Source organism: Pseudomonas sp. SL4(2022), assembly GCF_026625725.1.
In the GTDB taxonomy this organism is placed as follows: domain Bacteria; phylum Pseudomonadota; class Gammaproteobacteria; order Pseudomonadales; family Pseudomonadaceae; genus Aquipseudomonas.
In genome coordinates this window covers 3,142,104-3,158,946 of record NZ_CP113060.1, presented here as the reverse complement: position 1 = coordinate 3,158,946, position 16,843 = coordinate 3,142,104, and the positions used below count along the sequence as shown (strand labels likewise).

Here is a 16,843-nt window from a genome sequence, read left to right as displayed (position 1 = left end):
CGACCTCAATCGCTCAAACGTGCACGGGCACGAGCACGCAGGGTGAAGAACAGCAACAGGCTGGCCAGGCTTACCGCCACAGCGGTCAACAACAGCATCAAGAAGAGATTGTGTGCCAGCAGCCATTGCAGGTAACGCAACCAGCCCAGTTCCCCCACGTAATACTGATCTTCGGCGACCAGCGAACTGATGCGTTTGCCATTGATCACCGCCAGACTGCCCTGGATCGACTCTTCGTAATCCTCACCGCCTCGCAGGGCCGAGCTGATATCGACCAGCTTGTCCGGACTGGACGCAGCAATCACCACCACACTGCGTCCGCTGTCGAGCGGCGACTCAAAGCCAGTCAGGAAGGCACCGGCGCCCCCTGTGGCGAGCGCCAGACTGCTGCGCGCCTGACGCTGATTGGCACGGGTATCGGAGCCCACCCAGGTGCGCATGCGGTGCACCAGGTCAGACATTTCAAAGCTCGACTGACCTGTCAGACTGGCCGGTAAGTGATCCGCCCAGCGTTGCAGCAGCGGCTGATTGCTCCCGGCTGCCAGCACCAGTAAATCCTTACCTTCCAGCGGCTCATCCTGATCACCCTGGACAACGCTGACGGCACTGGCCGGCAGCCCGGTCGAATCACCGAAGCGACCCATAACATCCAGGTACAGGGAAATCTCTTCGACCCCGGCACCGGCAGGCATCACCACAGCGGTTTCGGAAAGGTCGGCCATACGCGTAAACGGAAAGCCACTGCTCTGGAACACACCCAGGTTGGGCATGGCAATGAAATGCTCGTAACCACTGAGGTCGAGGGTGGAGTCTGCCTCGATGGTGCCACGCATATTGTCGATGATGATGTCGCGGCACTCACCCTGCTTGATGTAGTCGTACATAAAGCGCAGTTGCAACGCAGACTGCAGCGGCAGGCTGTCGAGCGGCAAAAGCAGTTTGCTCTCTTGCAACAGGCTTTCATCCTGCTGCAGCTTGGCCAGCAGCGACTCGTCGTCTTTCAGGCTCTCTTGCGAAGGCAGCGGCAGTGACTTGATGAACTTGCCGCTGACACTGATCAGCAACGAAGAGTTGGTGGAGACCGGCTGCGGCGTGTAACGGTATTTAAGGTGCAGCGGCACCCCTTTCTCGCGCCAGTTGAATAGGTCCGGAGGCAAACGCATGGGCAGGTTGATGGTGCCTGGGTCGTAACCGGAAACGCTCAAACGCTTGGCGTCACTGAGCTCGCCCAGCTGTACCGGACGGTCGCTGGGCAGCCAGTTTGGCGCATCATAGGGTGTACGCGGCTGCAGGTTTTCAAACCGCTCAACCTGCGCGCTGGAACCTGCCAGCACCTTGCTGCCACTCACCAGGGACAAAGCGGCCTGCTTGAGTTGATCAGCATCACGCGCCGCAATTACCAGCAGCTTACCGAACGGATCATTGGGGTTAGCAAGCATGCTCAGCGTTGGCAGGCCGCTCGGCGGCAGCTCAATGCCGGCCATGGTGGCACTGCCCACCATCAAAACAATCGCGTGCCCCTTCTCAGGCAACTGGCCCAGGCTGACCGGAAACCGCGCACCACGATAACTGGCCAACGCACCAAACCAGGACGCTACCGCACCAGCGGCTTCCAGGGTGCGATTGTCAGGGCTGCTGGCAAATACAAAAGGCAATTCCAGCGCACGTGAATCACGTCCGTCAAAGAATGGCAAAGGCAACCGGGCCAAATCGTCCGGCAAGGCAATCTGCGTGGTCTCCAGTTCGAGCTGACTGGTGTTGCTGACTTTGGCCCACAGGCTTGAATGCAGCGGATCCTCACACATCATGGTGTAGTGACCGATCAGCTGCAGCGTCAGGCGGTTGAACTCGGTAACCAGGTGTGCCGGGATGTCCACCACCTGCTGTTGCAAGGTACCTGCGGTCTCCTTGGGAACCGGCAGGCTAGCGGCCACCTGATCGTTGACCATCACGTTGATCTGCGAGAGATCACTGAGCAGTGACGGCGAATAACTGTATTCAAGATTGACCCGGGCTTTGGTCACCACTTGATCGGATCGCACATCGAAGCTGACGCTGTCACTGCCTTCGATACCGCGCAAGTGCATGGGGTAATTGGCCCCCAATTGCTTGAGCGTGGCGCTGTAAGTCGGCACAAACTCCGGCACAACCACCTCTTCGACCAACGCACCGTCTTCAGCGGCAGGCTCCTGGGTTTCAACAACTTCTTCAGCCCAGGCCGTCGGCAGGCTCGAAGCGAGCAATGGAATCGACAAGGCGAACCAGAGGGATAGCATGCCTTTGCGTTTCTGACTCATGGATTCCTCGGAGTGGATCTAGGGGTAAAAGACAGGGCGCGTAAATGACGTACGGACTCATCAAACGTGGCACGCGAGAGCAGACATATCCCGCGCCAACCAATCCCGGTTACTTCAGCAAGCGCACCGAGCGGGGTATCCACCACACCCGTGCCCCAGCTCTTGGCCCAGGTATCAGCGCGCGAGAACGTCAGGCGGGCCAGTTCACTTTGTTGTTGCAAGCTCAGATTGGCGAAATTCAGGCCCAGGGTCTGGCCATGACTAAACACTACACTGGCCGGAAAAACGCCCTCTTCGCCATCGCGAAACAGGGAGACATGCACCTGTTCACCACAGGCAACCTGAACACCTTCGGGCAAATGAATGCCGACGCCGCGCTGCGAAAAATCGTTGGTTTGGCAGGCAATTGTCTTGCCATTGGCCAGCCCCAGCATGGCCGGCAAGGTGGCGAAAACACGCGGCTCGGCGCGGATCTGCCGCGCCTCACTGGCTACAGCAACGGCGGCGGCACTGATAATGATGTTGTAGAGCGTCCAGACCAGGTTGATCAGCAAGGTCACGGCGCTGGCATCCGGATCAAACCCGAGTTTGGCCACACCCACCAACATGCCGATAAGATTCAGCGCCAGGACAACGATGTAGGGTCTAGCCATTTTCCAATCGAAATAGCTTTCATCAATCACCCCGCCCTTGGCCGTCACGTTGAACTTGCCAAGTTTGGGGTTGATCATGGCCAGCAATACCGGGCGCATGATGTACCAGGCCAATACCGACTCATACACCTCGTTCCAGAACGAGTGACGAAAGCGTCCCTGAATGGTGGAGTTGGTGACGCTGGCCAGCAGGATATGCGGCAACGCATAGGCCACAATCAGCAGGGCCGGTGCCTGGAAAATCTGCGCCTCGAAGATCAGGTAGGCCAGCGGCGCGGTGAGAAACACCAGACGCGGCAAGCCATAGAAGAAGTGCAGCATGGCATTCAGGTAACAGAACCGCTGCCCGAGGCTGAGGCCTTTGCCAAGCAGCGGGTTGTCGGTGCGGAAGATTTGCGCCATCCCACGCGCCCAGCGAATGCGCTGCCCGATATGACCAGACAGACTCTCCGTGGCCAAACCGGCTGCCTGAGGTATTGCCAGGTACGCCGTGTTGTAACCCAGCCGATTGAGTTTCAGGGCGGTGTGCGCATCTTCGGTCACCGTTTCAACGGCGATTCCACCCACCTCTTCCAGCGGGCCACGCTTGATAATGGCGCACGAGCCGCAGAAAAACGTGGCGTTCCACAGGTCATTGCCGTCCTGAACCAGCCCATAAAACAACTCGCCTTCGTTGGGTACAGAGCGGAACGTGTCGAGGTTCTTTTCAAACGGATCAGGGGAGAAAAAGAAGTGCGGCGTTTGCAGCATCGCCAGCTTCGGGTCTTTGAGAAACCAGCCCATGCCCACTTGCAAAAAGGAACGCGTCGGCACGTGATCCGCATCGAAGATGGCAATGTACTCGCCTGAAGTCTGGGTCAGGGCAAAGTTGAGATTGCCGGCTTTGGCATGGTTGTTATCCGGCCGAATGATGTAGCCGATCCCCACCGACTCACAAAATTCCCGGAACTCGTCGCGGCGACCGTCATCGAGCACATACACACGCAGCTTGTCTTTGGGCCAATCGATCGCCTGCGCCGCAAAAGCGGTCAGTTTAATGATATCCAGCGGCTCGTTATAAGTCGGAATGAATACATCGACTGTAGGCCAGACGCTGCTGTCAGCCGGGAGCGGGTATGGCTTGCGCTGCAGCGGCCAGGCCGTCTGCAAATAACCAAACAGCAGTACCAGCAGGGCATAGAGCTCGGCCAGTACCAACCCATAACCAAACAGCATGTTGAGCCAGTTGTCGAACCCCAGAGACGAGGTCAGACGCCAATACATGTAGCGCAACGAGGCCACAACTGAGAGCACGATCATGGCCAGAATAGCCACGCGATTCGCGGTTCTGCGCAGTACCAGCGCAGCGATCATGCACGCCGCAGAGAACAGCATTTGCTGCTCTACGTCCATCGGTACGATGACCATCAACGCCAGTAAAGCGCCGACCACCAACAGCAAAGCGGCAGAGGTCGGCCGGTCCATCACATATGGCGAAGCACTTCCCTGAGCAGCACGTCGGGCACGAAACATGCCGGTTAAATTCATGCCAACTGCTCACTCCGCTGAGTCGCAAAGAGCTTGGCAAGAACGTTCAGGGCGATGGCTTGCAGATCGTGGCAGCCTTGGCCACTCGGGTCGTAATCCAGCACGCTCTGGCTGTAGGCGAGCGCTTCGGCAATGGACTGATCACGATGAATGATGCCCGCCACACGACTGCCCAAGATACCGCGCATGATCTGGGTGATGTCTTTGCTCAGTTTGCGCGATTGATCGACCTGATTGATGACATACGTAGCGCCATAAAAATCTTCACGCTCAGCCGTATAAGTGGCAAGCAGGCGATCAATCATTGGCAGCGTCGCATAGGAGGCCGCATCAGCGAGACTCACCACCACAGCCACATTGGCAACCGACAAGGCCTGTTGCAGATAGACAGAGGGGCCTGGCGGCGTATCAAGCACCACCACCGAGCCATCTGCCAACTGCAATTCAGAGAGCTGCTGCGCGAGCCAGTCAGGTTCGTCCTCCAGCTGACGCTCAAAGGCTCGACGCTGATCTTCATCGACAATGCCATACGGCAGCACAAAGACCCCACTGGGGGTGGGCTGACAAAAATCCCGCATCTGCACATCGGCGACACAATGAGCCAAACCTTCGGCCGCAACCTGCATCGGATCGATGGCAACGCCCAGGTGGTTACTCAGTGCGCTCTGGGGATCGAGATCAATAGCCAACACCGCACGTCCTTGGCGCTGCATGACGGAGGACAAACCAGCAGCCAGTGTGCTCTTGCCGACCCCGCCCTTGGCGGAAATCACGGCTACAACCTTGATATTGTCCAGATGCGGGCGTGGACGTGCCGCACGGACCGGCGTGCTGACAACCTCCCGGCGATCTTCCTGTGCCAACTTACCCAGCAGGCTCTGCAGGCTTTCTGCAGCCCAGTCCGGCCCAGCGGCAGCACCGGCAACAGGCATCGACGGCTCAGGGGCAGGCTCTGGCGCCAGCACGGGAGGTGGTTGAACAATTGCTCCGGCAAAGAGTGCCGGACGCACCACTGCAGCCACCTGAGGTGAAGCAGCAGGTTCGGCAGCGGGTACGCTAGAAAGCTCGACCTTGGCCACACCTGGCCACCGTTCCTTGGAGGATTGCTTCTCGTCTTCCTGAGAGATTTCCTGATAGTGGGCCGAGCGCCCACCAAACAGCTTGAACAAACTTGAAATGTCGCTGGAAGTACTCATGGACTGATCATTTCCGAATAGGTTGTAGCAGTAAAATAGAGAGGCGCCAATTTTACGCCGTCAATAAAAAGACACTTAACTTCTTATTGTTCTAATACCGTCAAATTTATACCAATCATGGAATTTAATAGCAATATGCCACCAAATTCATTTCAGAATTCTCCCCGACAGACCGAGATCATTTTCACACTGGTGATAGATGAAATTGAAATAAAAGATTTAGCTAAATATTAAACAAGCGCCTATTAACTAGCGATACAGGCGCAAAAACCACACACCGAGGCCTCGTTAAAAGCAGCCACTTGCAAGCAAGAATCGCACAAACTGATGACATCCTTGCGCTGTAGACCGATAGACGGACACTCGGCACGCTCGCATGCGATGACAACGTTTAAACCCACCAGAGCAAGCCGCCTTCTGCACACAGAAAACGGCAGCACAACTGGGCGCGTTGATCACCAGAAAGAAAGACAGGGCACATGAACGAGTGCCTGCAGCGGAGCCACCAGAACTGGCGGCACGCGTGAGATGACTTAAAGGGATGCAGCCATTACCGTGATTGCACCCCGCTCGATTTCAACAACCTGCGATTAACAGCCAGCCGCCTTTTAGCCCCCTAAGCGCGGGGCAGACTGCGCAGGTGAATAAAGCCGAACAGCAGCACCTGCAGACGCTGCAACCAGAGTTGCGGCTGGCCGACCAGACGGGCCTTGAACAGCAGCATCTCGCCGAGATGCGCCAGCAGCATGCCACCAGCAATCAAGTTGATCGTGAGGTACCAGCCCTCGCCCATGGGATAGAGCAGATTGAGCAGCGCCAGCAACCAGAACATGGCCAGCGCACCTTTGGCGAATATCAGAACAGGCATGAAGCACTCCTTAATCAGATGAAAAACCAGAGCAGTCTGCCCTGATAAAGCCCCGAGTACGTCCGCACTTTGGTCGGGTCGCACAGCGCCGCCACACTCAACGCAGGGTCAGGGCAATCGGCGTATCGCTGAAGTCAAAACAGCCAAGGAAGGTCTTGATCTCCAGCAGGCTGCCATCAACCTTTACATCGCCCAGCAAGGCGCCCTTGAGCAAACCATTCTCGCCGCTCATCACGGTGTCCAGATACGCCTTGTCGAGGGTCAGTTTGAGCGTGGTACCCTCGGGAATGCCCTGGTGCAACTGCACTACACCGCGGCGGACTTCCAGCGCCCACTGCTCGCCGATATCCGGAAAGCTGAAACCCAGGGTCAACTCGACATCATTGGCCTTGTCCGGATCGACCCGGGTAATCCAGTTTTGCAGGAAGATCCGCGCCGGAAAGGTTTTCAGCATGTCAGCGGAGAGAAACGCACTGCGCATGCTCTGGGCCATCTGCTGCACCTGCTCGCCGGCCAGCTTGCCTTCCAGTTCCATGGCACTCATCAGGTACCAGTTACGCCAGTTGATGTTCATGCTGGCATAGCCCAGCTTGCGGAAACTGCGGGCCTTGATATCGCGGGCCAGCGTGTCCTCGTTGTCCACCTGAATGGCGTAGCTGGAAAGCTCGGCGGCCCACTGGTAATCACCCTTGAGGTAGGCCTCGCCGGCGGCCAGCAACAGTTTTTCCCGACCACCCATCAAGGCAATCAGGCGCTCCGCCTTGTCTTTTGGTGGCAACGGATCGAGCGCCACCGGGTCACCCTGGAACCAGCCCAGGTAACCGTTGTAGATCTGCCGCACGCTGTGTTTGACCGTGCCGTAGTACTCACGCAGGTAAGGGGTGTAACCGGCCAGGTGCGGCGGCAGTTTGACCTTCTCGACCAGCTCATCCGGGGTCAGGCCCTTGTTCATCCAGCGCACGGTCTGATCATGGATATAGGCGATACCGTCGCGGGTCATGCGCAGCACTTCCTCGACCTGATCCTGGCCACTGACCGGCCGACCATGCAGCGGCACCATATGCTCGGCCTGGTAGGCGCGCAACTTATCCAGGCTCTCGACCCACACCACCGGGTCGCGGAACTTGGTGCCGCGCAGGGTGTGGATATTCGGCAGCGTGGGCCCCTGCTCCACCTCGGCGCTGATCAGCACGCGGTTATCCGGCAGGTAGACGATGATTTCGTCCGGTGCTTCGCTGGGCACGTGCAAAAACTGCAGGTCCAAGCCGGCGATGCGCGTGTCGAGCTTGTCCTTGAAGGTCAGGGTCGGCGCGATAAAGGTCGAGGCTTCGGCCTTGGCCAGTGGGCCGATCCCGGCGTTCATCTGTTCATGGTCACTGGCCGGCAGCGCCGCACCGAAGCTATAGCCGGAACGTACCGAGAGAATCGGCCCAACCAATGCCCCCTGCGCCACCACATTGGCCAGCAGGGTGTCGTGGGCAATGATCTGCACCTCGCCGCTGCGCACCTGTTCTTCCGTGACAAAGGCTTTTACACCGTTGATGTGATCCGGGTGAAAGTGGGTGTAGACCACCGCCTTGACCGGCTTATCGGTGATCTTGCGGAACTCGGCCATGATCTTGCGCGACTCGCTGACCGACTCACCGGTGTCGATGATGATCAGCCCTTCCGGTGCCTCAATCATTGCCACGTTGCCCAACTGCCAGCCGACGGCGGAATACACGTTGCCGGCTACCTGGTAGACCTTCTGCGCGAAGTGCTTGGTGTGCTCGGCCAGCTCAGGGTTGATTGACGGACGGATCTGTTCTTCGGGCAGCGCGGCCTGGCTGGCCAAGGGCAATGCCAGGCTCAGCAGGACGGCAGCAGTTCGATTCAGTAAAAACATGCGAGTCGCTCATTGTTATTGGCTGTGTTGGAAGAGTGGCTAAGCAACAGCAATAATTCCAATGCATTCCAAATCAACAAATGATGCAATCAGCGCATGAAAGACCGCCGCCAACGCCTTCACTTCGGCCCCCTAGCCGGACAGAACATTGTCACTCACACACTCAAGAGCATGACGCGCAAAGACTTCAGCCCGACAACCGCCCGAACAGACTTGGCAATAATCAACGAGCAGCCCCTAGCTGTATAAAAAGCTGGGCCCCGGATGCTCACGACCATCGTCAACACCCACCTCACGCTCAATCAGCGTATTGAGTCGGGTATTCAAGCGCTCGATTAGCGCACGGTGTGCCGTGGGCTCATTGGCCAGGTTGTGCAATTCGTCCGGGTCACTCTGGGTGTCGTACAACTCCAGATCATTACGTGCCAACAGGGTGGCGAAATCCTCGGGCTGATGATGATCGGAAGCAGCAAAATAGCGGGCGAACTTATAGCGCCCGTCATGGATGCCACGCAGCAGTGCGCGGTTGTCCAGAGACGGCCCAGGCTGCAGACGCTGCAAAGATTCCTTGATGATGGTCCAAGGCGTAACCTGATCGTGATCGCGCATCAGGGCCTCATTGAACTCAGGGTCGAGGTACATCGTCACGCCATAGTCAAACAGGTGACCGCGCTCATCACGCTTCGAACGCCGCGAGGCACCACCCAGGCTTTCGGCCAGGCTCACCCCAGCCAGTTGCGGATGGCGTATAGCCTGGGCGGCAGGTTCCAGACCTGCCAGTTCGAGAATCGTCGGCACGATGTCAACGGTCGAACCCAGCGCCTCACTGCTGAAGCCCTGAGCAATATCCGGGTGACGGACGATGAAGTTAACCCGCGTGTTCTCCTTATACATATGCGGGCCTTTCTGCCGTAATTGATGCGCGCCGGCCATCTCACCGTGGTCAGCGGTCAGCATGACGATGGTGTGATCGGCCAGGCCGCTGGCTTCAAGCCCCAGCAACACCTGCTCGATGCTTTGGTCAACGTCGCGCACGCAGTTCAGGTAGTAACTCTGCAAGCCCTGCCAGGCAGCCTCGTCACCCGGGTCGAGGTGGCCATAGATGTGGTTGCATAACTCGACATCGGCGCGCTGCGCCCAAGGTTTGCGCGACAGATCCTCGGCGTAGAAGCTTTTCGGCAACGGCAGGTCCCAGTGCTGCTCGTACACTCCAATGCGCGGCCCCGGCGAGAGGGGGCCGAGAAAATTGCGGCGCAGGCGCGACTGTTCCTGATGGATGCCGGAGCTGTAGAACATGATGTCGTGCGGGTTGACGAAATTGACGGCGAGAAACCAGGGCTGCGCATCGTCGCGGTGGCGCTGCAGCCAATCGACCGTGTCGCTGGCCGTCACCTTGTCGTAGATAAAGCCGGTCATCAGCGAGCCATGTGGGTCACCATTGAGGTTGAAGTCGGAGAAACCATAGGGCTGTAACGCCTCGGTGGTCGGCTCGACCACGCCATAGGTGAGGTTGCTCGACTGCTCGATATGCGACAGGTGCCACTTGCCCTTATACGCCGTCAGATAGCCTTGCTCACGCAGCATATGCCCCAGCGTGGGAATGCTCGGCTCCAGCTCTCGAAAAGGCGGCAGACCCAGGTTGGCGGTGATGTGGGTGTGCTGGGTGTGCTGCCCGGTGAACAACACCGAACGTGACGGTGAACAGGGCGTGGTATTGACGTGAAAATTGCCCACACTCACGCCTCGTTTGAGCAAGCGCTCATGCCCGGGCAGCGGCACGGCGCTGGGCAAATCGCGATGGGCGCGCTGCTGATCAGTGACAATCAGCAGGATATTCGGCTTACGTCCGGCCGGACGCTGCACAGCGGGTGCCCCGAGCAACGGAGCGGCCAAACCAGCGACACTGACCGTCCCTGCCAGTTTGATTAAATCGCGACGCTTCATAAGTATCTCCCGGACACGCTCAAACAGTGGGGGCCAAGCAGCCCGAACGGCAGCGTGACGGCCAGCAGCGGACTGTCGAAACAATGCCAGGCTGGCATCACAAAATGCTTGTGAGGGGCCTGGGCAGACTGGCAAGGTCAGCGCAATAGTTCCAATGCAATCTAAAACCAATAGCGATGCACACCACGCATGAACGATCTCCGCCAACTCCGTCACTTCGTCGCCCTGGCCGAGCATGGGCACTTCGCCCGCGCGGCCGAGGCCATTCACCTCAGTCAACCGGCGCTGAGCCGCAGCATTCAAGCGCTTGAAGCCAGCCTCGAGTGCCAACTGATTGACCGCCACAGCCGCGGCATCAGCCTGACCACCCACGGTCAACTGGTGCTCGAGCATGCCCAACGCCTGCTGGCGGGCAGCCGTGCGTTGAAAAATGCGGTGAGCCAGTTGGGCAATTTGCAAACCGGTGATTTGCGCCTGGGCGCGGGTCCTTACCCCGCCGCGCGCTTGGTGCCGCGGGCGGTTGGCCGTATGACGCAGCGTTACCCACGGGTGCGCATCCACCTGCACATTGGCAACTGGCTGGAATTACGCGAACGCCTGCTGGATGACGACTTAGAGGTGTTTGTGGCTGACAGCCGTGAACTGCTGGACGACCCACACCTGTGCATCGAACCTTTGCAACGGCACGACGGTGTGCTGTTCTGCCGCCCGGACCACCCCCTCTTGCAACACAACGGGTTGCGCCTGCACGACCTGCTCGATTACCCGCTGGCGGGCACGCAATTACCCCAGGCCGTGGAGCAAAACCTGCGCGCACTCAGCAGCCGCGAACAACCGCTGAGCATTCAGTGCGACAACTTTATGGTGCTTAAAGCGCTGGTGGCCGACAGCGATGTGCTGAGCGTCGCGCCTTGGGATGTGGTGGCCGACGACATTCAGGCAGGGCGACTGGCGCAATTGCCACTGCAGGCTGATACGCTCACTGAACAGTCGGCTTACGCCCTGATCAGCCGCGCCGGTCACAGCCTGTCACCGGCAGCCGAAGCTATGCGCGAGGCGATCCTGAACGAAGATCAGCTGTTTAGCCAGGCCTGAACCACACTCAAAACTATTGAATACGCATGTTTTCACCATTTGGCACAGTCCTCGCTTTGCGTTCTGCGTATAAAGGAAATGCGTACGGCGGCAAGCAGCTTGCAGCCAGACAATCAGCAATGGTCGACTAGGGTTCCGATTCGCCGCAGCGTACTGCGGAGAGTGTCCGGTCCGAGAGTCGACGACCTCACGCAATGGCCACGGCCATGGGGTTACACGGCGGGATAAAAGCCCGGGAGAACGCACAGCACCGCTGTCCGCTTTCCTGTTCCCGCTGACTGACCCGAGGTTACCCATGCCCCTACGTACCCTGCTCGCCCGCCTCACCTGCAGCTGCCTGCTGACCTGCCTGCTGCTGCAACCGGCACATGCCGCCACTGAACCGAAAACCTTCAAGCTGTGCTGGTCGATCTTTGCCGGCTGGATGCCCTGGGGCTATGCCGCCAGCGAAGGGATCATGCAGAAATGGGCTGACCAGTACGGTATCCGCGTGGACATCAGCGAGGTGCCGGACTATGTCGGCTCGATTGAACGCTACAGCGCGGGCGAGTTCGATGCCTGTTCGATGACCAATATGGATGCCTTGACCATCCCGGCTGCGGCGGGCGTGGACTCCACCGCGCTGATCATCGGCGACTTCTCCAACGGTGCGGATGCCATTCTGCTGCGTGGTCCGGGCCTGACCCTCAAGGACCTCAGGGGCAAGACCGTGCTGCTGGTGGAAAACTCGGTGTCGCACTACCTGCTCAGTCGCGCCCTGGAATGGGCGCTGCTCAAGCCTGAGGATGTGACCATCCAGCACGTGTCAGACACGCAGATTGCCGAGGCGTTTCTCTCCGGCCAAGGCGACGCGGTGATCACCTGGAACCCGATCCTGGCCAAGATCAAACAGCAGACCCAGGTCAGTCAGGTGTTCAGCTCCAACCTGATTCCCGGCGAGATCGTCGACCTTACAGTGGTCAACAGCAAGGTCCTCGCGGCTCACCCGGAGCTGGGCAAGGCGCTGACCGGTGCCTGGTTCGAAACCCAGCGGCTGATGGGCATGCCCACCGATGCCGGGCGCGCAGCACGGGCCAAGATGGCCAGCGCCGCCGGCACCAGCCCAGAGGATTTCAGCCAGCAACTGGACACCCTGCGCTCGTTCTACTCGCCGCGTTACGCCCTGGCCTTTGCCCGCGCCAACAAGATGCCCGAGCTGATGCAGCGGGTTGCTCAGTTCGCCGACCAGCAGAAGCTGCTCGGCCACGACGGCAAAGGCCTGGACAGACTCGGCATCGCCTTCAGCGGTGAGCGCAGCCTAGGCAATGCCGACAACATCCTGCTGCGTTTCGATGGCAGCTATATGCAAATGGCCGCTGAGAAAGACCTGTAACGCGCAGCGCCCCGCAATGCAGCACAACCGCTGCATTGCGCACCGCCAGGACGCACGACCCTGGCCTGGCATCAGCAGAGATCAAGTGCCAGCGGGGGCAGGTTGAGCTGGCACGATGTTCGCAATACCTACCTTGTGCAGGAACAACCCGCTGCGGCGGGATCGCGGCACCACAATTTGCAATAGCCGACTAGGGTTCCGATCCGCGATCAACAGATCTGTGGATGACTGGTCCGAGAGTTGGCGACCTCCTTCGAGGTTACACGGCGGGATAAAAGCCCGGGAGAACGCGTCCCACCGTGGGATCCGCCGCGAACTCCTGCCCGTATTTCTCGAACTGGAGGCTTCACCATGCGTAAGACCCGTCTGTGTTCAGTACTCGCCGCCGTCCTGGCCGCTGCCATCAGCGTCAATAGCCACGCCGCGCCGAAAACCGATTTCAGCGTTTGCTGGACCATCTACGCCGGCTGGATGCCCTGGGAATACGGCGCGGCCTCCGGCATCGTCGACAAGTGGGCGAAAAAGTACGGCATCAACATCGATGTGGTGCAGATCAACGATTACGTCGAGTCGATCAACCAGTACAGCGCCAGCCAGTTCGATGGCTGCACCATGACCAACATGGACGCCCTGACCATTCCGGCAGCGGGCGGCGTGGACAGCACTGCGCTGATCATCGGTGACTTCTCCAACGGCAACGATGGCGTGGTGCTCAAGGGCGAGAAGAAGACCTTGGGCGACCTCAAGGGCCAGAACGTCAACCTGGTCGAGCTGTCCGTTTCCCACTACCTGCTGGCACGTGGCCTGGAAAAATCCGGCCTCAGCGAGAAAGACCTGAACGTGGTCAACACCTCCGACGCCGACCTGGTCGCCGCCTTTGCCACCAGCGATGTCACCGCCGTAACCACCTGGAACCCGCTGCTGGCCGAAATTGAAGCCACGCCGGGCGTGACCAAGGTGTTCGACTCCAGCCAGATCCCCGGTGAGATCATCGACCTGATGGTGGTCAACAGCGACACCCTCAAAGACAACCCGGCCTTTGGCAAAGCGCTGACCGGCGCCTGGTACGAAATCATGGCCACCATGAGTGCCGACACCCCAGCCGGCATCGCGGCCCGCGAGCACATGGCCAAAGCGTCCGGCACGGACCTCGCCGGTTACGAAGCGCAGTTGGCTGCGACCAAGATGTTCTATTCCGCCAAAGACGCCGTGGACTTCGCCAACAGCACGAAATTGCCAGCGACCATGAACAAGGTGGCCGAGTTCTCCTTCAGTCATGGCCTGCTCGGTGAAGGCGCGAAAAGTAGCGACGCCATCGGCATGGGCTTCGCCAAAGGCATCACCACCGGCGACCAGGGCAACCTGAAACTGCGCTTCGATCCGAGCTATATGCAGATGGCGGCTGACGGCACGCTGTAACGCCATGACGTAGGTAGGGTTGAGCCTGCGAAGCCCAACACCGCCATTCGTTGGGCTTCGCAGGCTCAACCCGACCTACGCCCACTTGCTTCGAGAGCTTGCCATGCGCCTGATCAACCGCCACCCGGATCGCAGCGGTCGCCTGCTGCTGATCCTGCTGCCCTTCGCCCTGCTGCTGTTCGCCTACTTTGCAGGCTCGGTTCAGCGACTGGCCGACAACCCCAACGACAAGCTGCTGCCCAGCGCCACGCAGATGATCGCGGCGGTGGACCGGCTGGCCTTTACCGAAGACAAACGCAGCGGCCATTACCTGTTCTGGCAAGACACCGCCGCCAGCCTTAAACGACTGGCCATGGGCGTGGCCATCGCCGCACTGGTTGGCTTGTGCTTGGGGATAGCCGCCGGGATTATTCCGCTGTTCGGTGCGCCGCTGTCGCCGCTGCTGACGGTGCTGTCGATGGTGCCGCCGCTGGCCGTTTTGCCGATCCTGTTTATCGTCTTTGGCTTGGGAGAGCTGTCCAAGGTCATGCTCATCGTCATCGGCATTACGCCGATCTTGGCCCGCGATCTGGAGCAACGCGCCCGGGAAATTCCTCAAGAGATTCTGATCAAGGCGCAAACCCTCGGGGCCAGCACCTGGACCCTGATCCTGCGCGTGGTGCTGCCGCAACTGCTGCCGCGCCTGTTGATCGCCCTGCGCCTGGTGCTCGGCTCGGCCTGGTTATTTCTGATTGCCGCCGAAGCCATCGCCTCAACCGACGGTCTGGGCTACCGCATCTTTCTGGTACGCCGCTACATGGCCATGGACGTGATCCTGCCCTACGTGGTGTGGATCACCCTGCTCGCCTGGCTGATGGACCTGGGCCTGCGCCAGTTGGCCCGTGTGTGTTTCCCCTGGTTTGAGGGGGCTAAGTCATGAAAACCATAAAGAGCGGCACCGTAGCGAGCGAGTCGCTGGCAAGAAGCCCGGAGCGCAGCAACCGGAGTGGACATCTCGTCCATGAGGATTGCGAGCACCGCGCGACGCAGCCAGCGGCTCGCGCAGTAGGTGCCTTTATCGAAGTGAAGAATGTCTGGCAGGCGTATGGGGATCAGGTTGTCTTGGAGCGCCTGAACCTGAGCATCAACGAAGGCGAGTTCTGCACCTTGGTTGGCGCATCCGGCTGCGGCAAGTCGACCTTCCTGCGCCTATTGCTCGGTCAGGAGCGCGCCAGCCGGGGCGAGATTTTGCTCGGCGGCCAGCCCTTGGCAGCTGAGCCCGACGCCAGCCGGGGCGTGGTGTTCCAGCGCTATTCGGTATTCCCGCACCTGAGCGTGCTGGATAATGTCGCCATCGGCCTGGAGTTACCGCGTTCAAAACTACTCGGCCGGCTGTTCGGCAGCGCCAAACGCGACGCCCGCGAACAGGCGGCCGTGATGCTGAAAAAAGTCGGCCTCGGCCATGCGCTGGACAAATACCCCAGCGCCTTGTCCGGCGGTATGCAGCAGCGTTTGGCGATTGCCCAGGCGCTGATCATGCAACCGCGCGTACTGCTGCTCGATGAACCGTTTGGCGCGCTCGACCCCGGCATCCGCAAAGACATGCACAGCCTGCTGCTGGAGTTGTGGCACGAAACCCAGCTCACGGTGTTTATGGTCACCCATGACCTGAGCGAAGGCTTCAGCCTCGGCACCCGCCTGCTGGTGTTCGACAAAACCCGCATTGACCCGCACGCACCGAATGCCTTCGGCGCGCGCATCACCTACGACATCCCCCTCAACAGTGACCGCCGCGCCACCCGCGCCGCCGTCGAAGCGTTGCCCGCGCATATCAGCGGCAACCTGCAACCGGCCCTGTAGGAGCACCCGATGACTGCCTCATTAAGCCTGCGCCCCACCCTCTACGAGGAACTCGTCCCCGGCGGCGGCCACACCTCCTTTGTTCTCAAACGCGGCCAGTTGCTGCGCATCACCGACCTGCAAGGCGGTGCCAATGCCAGCCTGCTGCTGCTCAACGCAGCCGAGAAAAGCGAACGGCTGAACCTGCCCGACAGCCTCAAGTGTCAGCACACCGCCAAACTCACCGCCGGCCACTGCCTGTATTCGGACATGGGCCGCGTGCTGGCCGCCATCACCGCCGACACCTGCGGCTGGCACGACAGCTTCGGCGGCGTGTTGAATGCCGAAGAGGTGCAGGAGAAGTACGGCAGCGGCAACTATCAACAACTGCGCAACGGTTTCTTCCGCAACGGCGTGGACAACCTGCTGGTGGAAATGGGCAAGTGGAACCTCAATCTGCAAGACCTGCTGATGTGCCTCAACCTGTTCAGCAAGGTCACGGTCGACAGCGACGGCTGCTTCCACTTCGCCGCCAACAACGCCAAGGCTGGCGACTACATCGAGCTGTACGCGCCGATGGACACGCTGGTGGTGCTCACCGCCCTGCAGCACCCCATGGACCCCAACCCCGAGTACGCGCCCAAGCCGCTGCAACTGAGCTGGCACAAGGTGGAAAGCGACGGCATCAGCGTGCTGTGCCGCACCTCACGCCCGGAAAACGCGCGGGGCTTCCATAACACCGAACGTCTGTATATCTGAGGCCGGCGCA

At 59.7% G+C, this 16,843-nt stretch carries 12 protein-coding genes and 2 riboswitches; of the genes, 6 read left to right on the top strand and 6 right to left on the bottom strand.

The annotated features are described in order from the left end of the window. Positions 1-5 precede the first annotated feature (5 nt). The 6 genes from bcsB to OU997_RS14880 form a co-directional block, all read right to left on the bottom strand. The gene (gene bcsB / locus OU997_RS14905; protein ID WP_267807303.1) at positions 6-2,297 is read right to left on the bottom strand and encodes a cellulose biosynthesis cyclic di-GMP-binding regulatory protein BcsB; all 2,292 of its coding nucleotides are present in this window, start codon (positions 2,295-2,297) and stop codon (positions 6-8) included. Continuing rightward, the gene (gene bcsA, locus OU997_RS14900) at positions 2,294-4,414 is read right to left on the bottom strand and encodes a UDP-forming cellulose synthase catalytic subunit (RefSeq protein WP_256583066.1); all 2,121 of its coding nucleotides are present in this window, start codon (positions 4,412-4,414) and stop codon (positions 2,294-2,296) included. The genes bcsB and bcsA overlap by 4 nt, the downstream gene beginning before the upstream one ends. 59 nt (positions 4,415-4,473) lie before the next feature. Further along, positions 4,474-5,673 carry a cellulose biosynthesis protein BcsQ gene (bcsQ, locus tag OU997_RS14895; RefSeq protein WP_218276631.1) on the bottom strand — a complete coding sequence of 400 codons (1,200 nt, stop codon included), beginning with the start codon at positions 5,671-5,673 and terminating at the stop codon, positions 4,474-4,476. 616 nt (positions 5,674-6,289) lie between these two features. Next, entirely contained in the window at positions 6,290-6,541 is a 252-nt protein-coding gene (locus OU997_RS14890; RefSeq protein ID WP_108488458.1) for a DUF1145 domain-containing protein, read from the bottom strand. A gap of 97 nt (positions 6,542-6,638) precedes the next feature. Next, a complete protein-coding gene (locus tag OU997_RS14885) occupies positions 6,639-8,426 on the bottom strand; it encodes an alkyl/aryl-sulfatase (RefSeq protein WP_108488457.1) in 1,788 nt (595 codons plus the stop codon). 237 nt (positions 8,427-8,663) lie between these two features. Next, positions 8,664-10,370 (bottom strand): sulfatase-like hydrolase/transferase, encoded by a 1,707-nt coding sequence (locus OU997_RS14880; RefSeq protein WP_108488456.1) that lies wholly within the window; start codon positions 10,368-10,370, stop codon positions 8,664-8,666. Between the two features lie 189 nt (positions 10,371-10,559). On the opposite strand from OU997_RS14880, the gene OU997_RS14875 reads away from it, so the two are divergent. The 6 genes from OU997_RS14875 (at position 10,560) to OU997_RS14850 (ending at position 16,833) form a co-directional block, all read left to right on the top strand. Beyond that, positions 10,560-11,465 (top strand): LysR family transcriptional regulator, encoded by a 906-nt coding sequence (locus OU997_RS14875; protein ID WP_267807299.1) that lies wholly within the window; start codon positions 10,560-10,562, stop codon positions 11,463-11,465. A gap of 116 nt (positions 11,466-11,581) precedes the next feature. Beyond that, positions 11,582-11,706, top strand: a riboswitch (guanidine-I (ykkC/yxkD leader). Positions 11,707-11,760: 54 nt separating this feature from the next. Further along, positions 11,761-12,837 carry a putative urea ABC transporter substrate-binding protein gene (locus OU997_RS14870; protein WP_267807297.1) on the top strand — a complete coding sequence of 359 codons (1,077 nt, stop codon included), beginning with the start codon at positions 11,761-11,763 and terminating at the stop codon, positions 12,835-12,837. Positions 12,838-13,016: 179 nt separating this feature from the next. Next, a riboswitch (guanidine-I (ykkC/yxkD leader) is annotated at positions 13,017-13,125 on the top strand. Between the two features lie 63 nt (positions 13,126-13,188). Continuing rightward, entirely contained in the window at positions 13,189-14,256 is a 1,068-nt protein-coding gene (locus tag OU997_RS14865) for a putative urea ABC transporter substrate-binding protein (protein ID WP_267807295.1), read from the top strand. A gap of 103 nt (positions 14,257-14,359) precedes the next feature. After that, positions 14,360-15,175 carry an ABC transporter permease gene (locus OU997_RS14860; RefSeq protein ID WP_267807294.1) on the top strand — a complete coding sequence of 272 codons (816 nt, stop codon included), beginning with the start codon at positions 14,360-14,362 and terminating at the stop codon, positions 15,173-15,175. Then, entirely contained in the window at positions 15,172-16,095 is a 924-nt protein-coding gene (locus tag OU997_RS14855) for an ABC transporter ATP-binding protein (protein ID WP_108490565.1), read from the top strand. Before OU997_RS14860 ends, OU997_RS14855 begins: the two co-directional genes overlap by 4 nt. A 9-nt stretch (positions 16,096-16,104) precedes the next feature. After that, positions 16,105-16,833 (top strand): urea amidolyase associated protein UAAP1, encoded by a 729-nt coding sequence (locus OU997_RS14850; RefSeq protein WP_108490564.1) that lies wholly within the window; start codon positions 16,105-16,107, stop codon positions 16,831-16,833. The last annotated feature ends 10 nt before the right edge of the window (positions 16,834-16,843 follow it).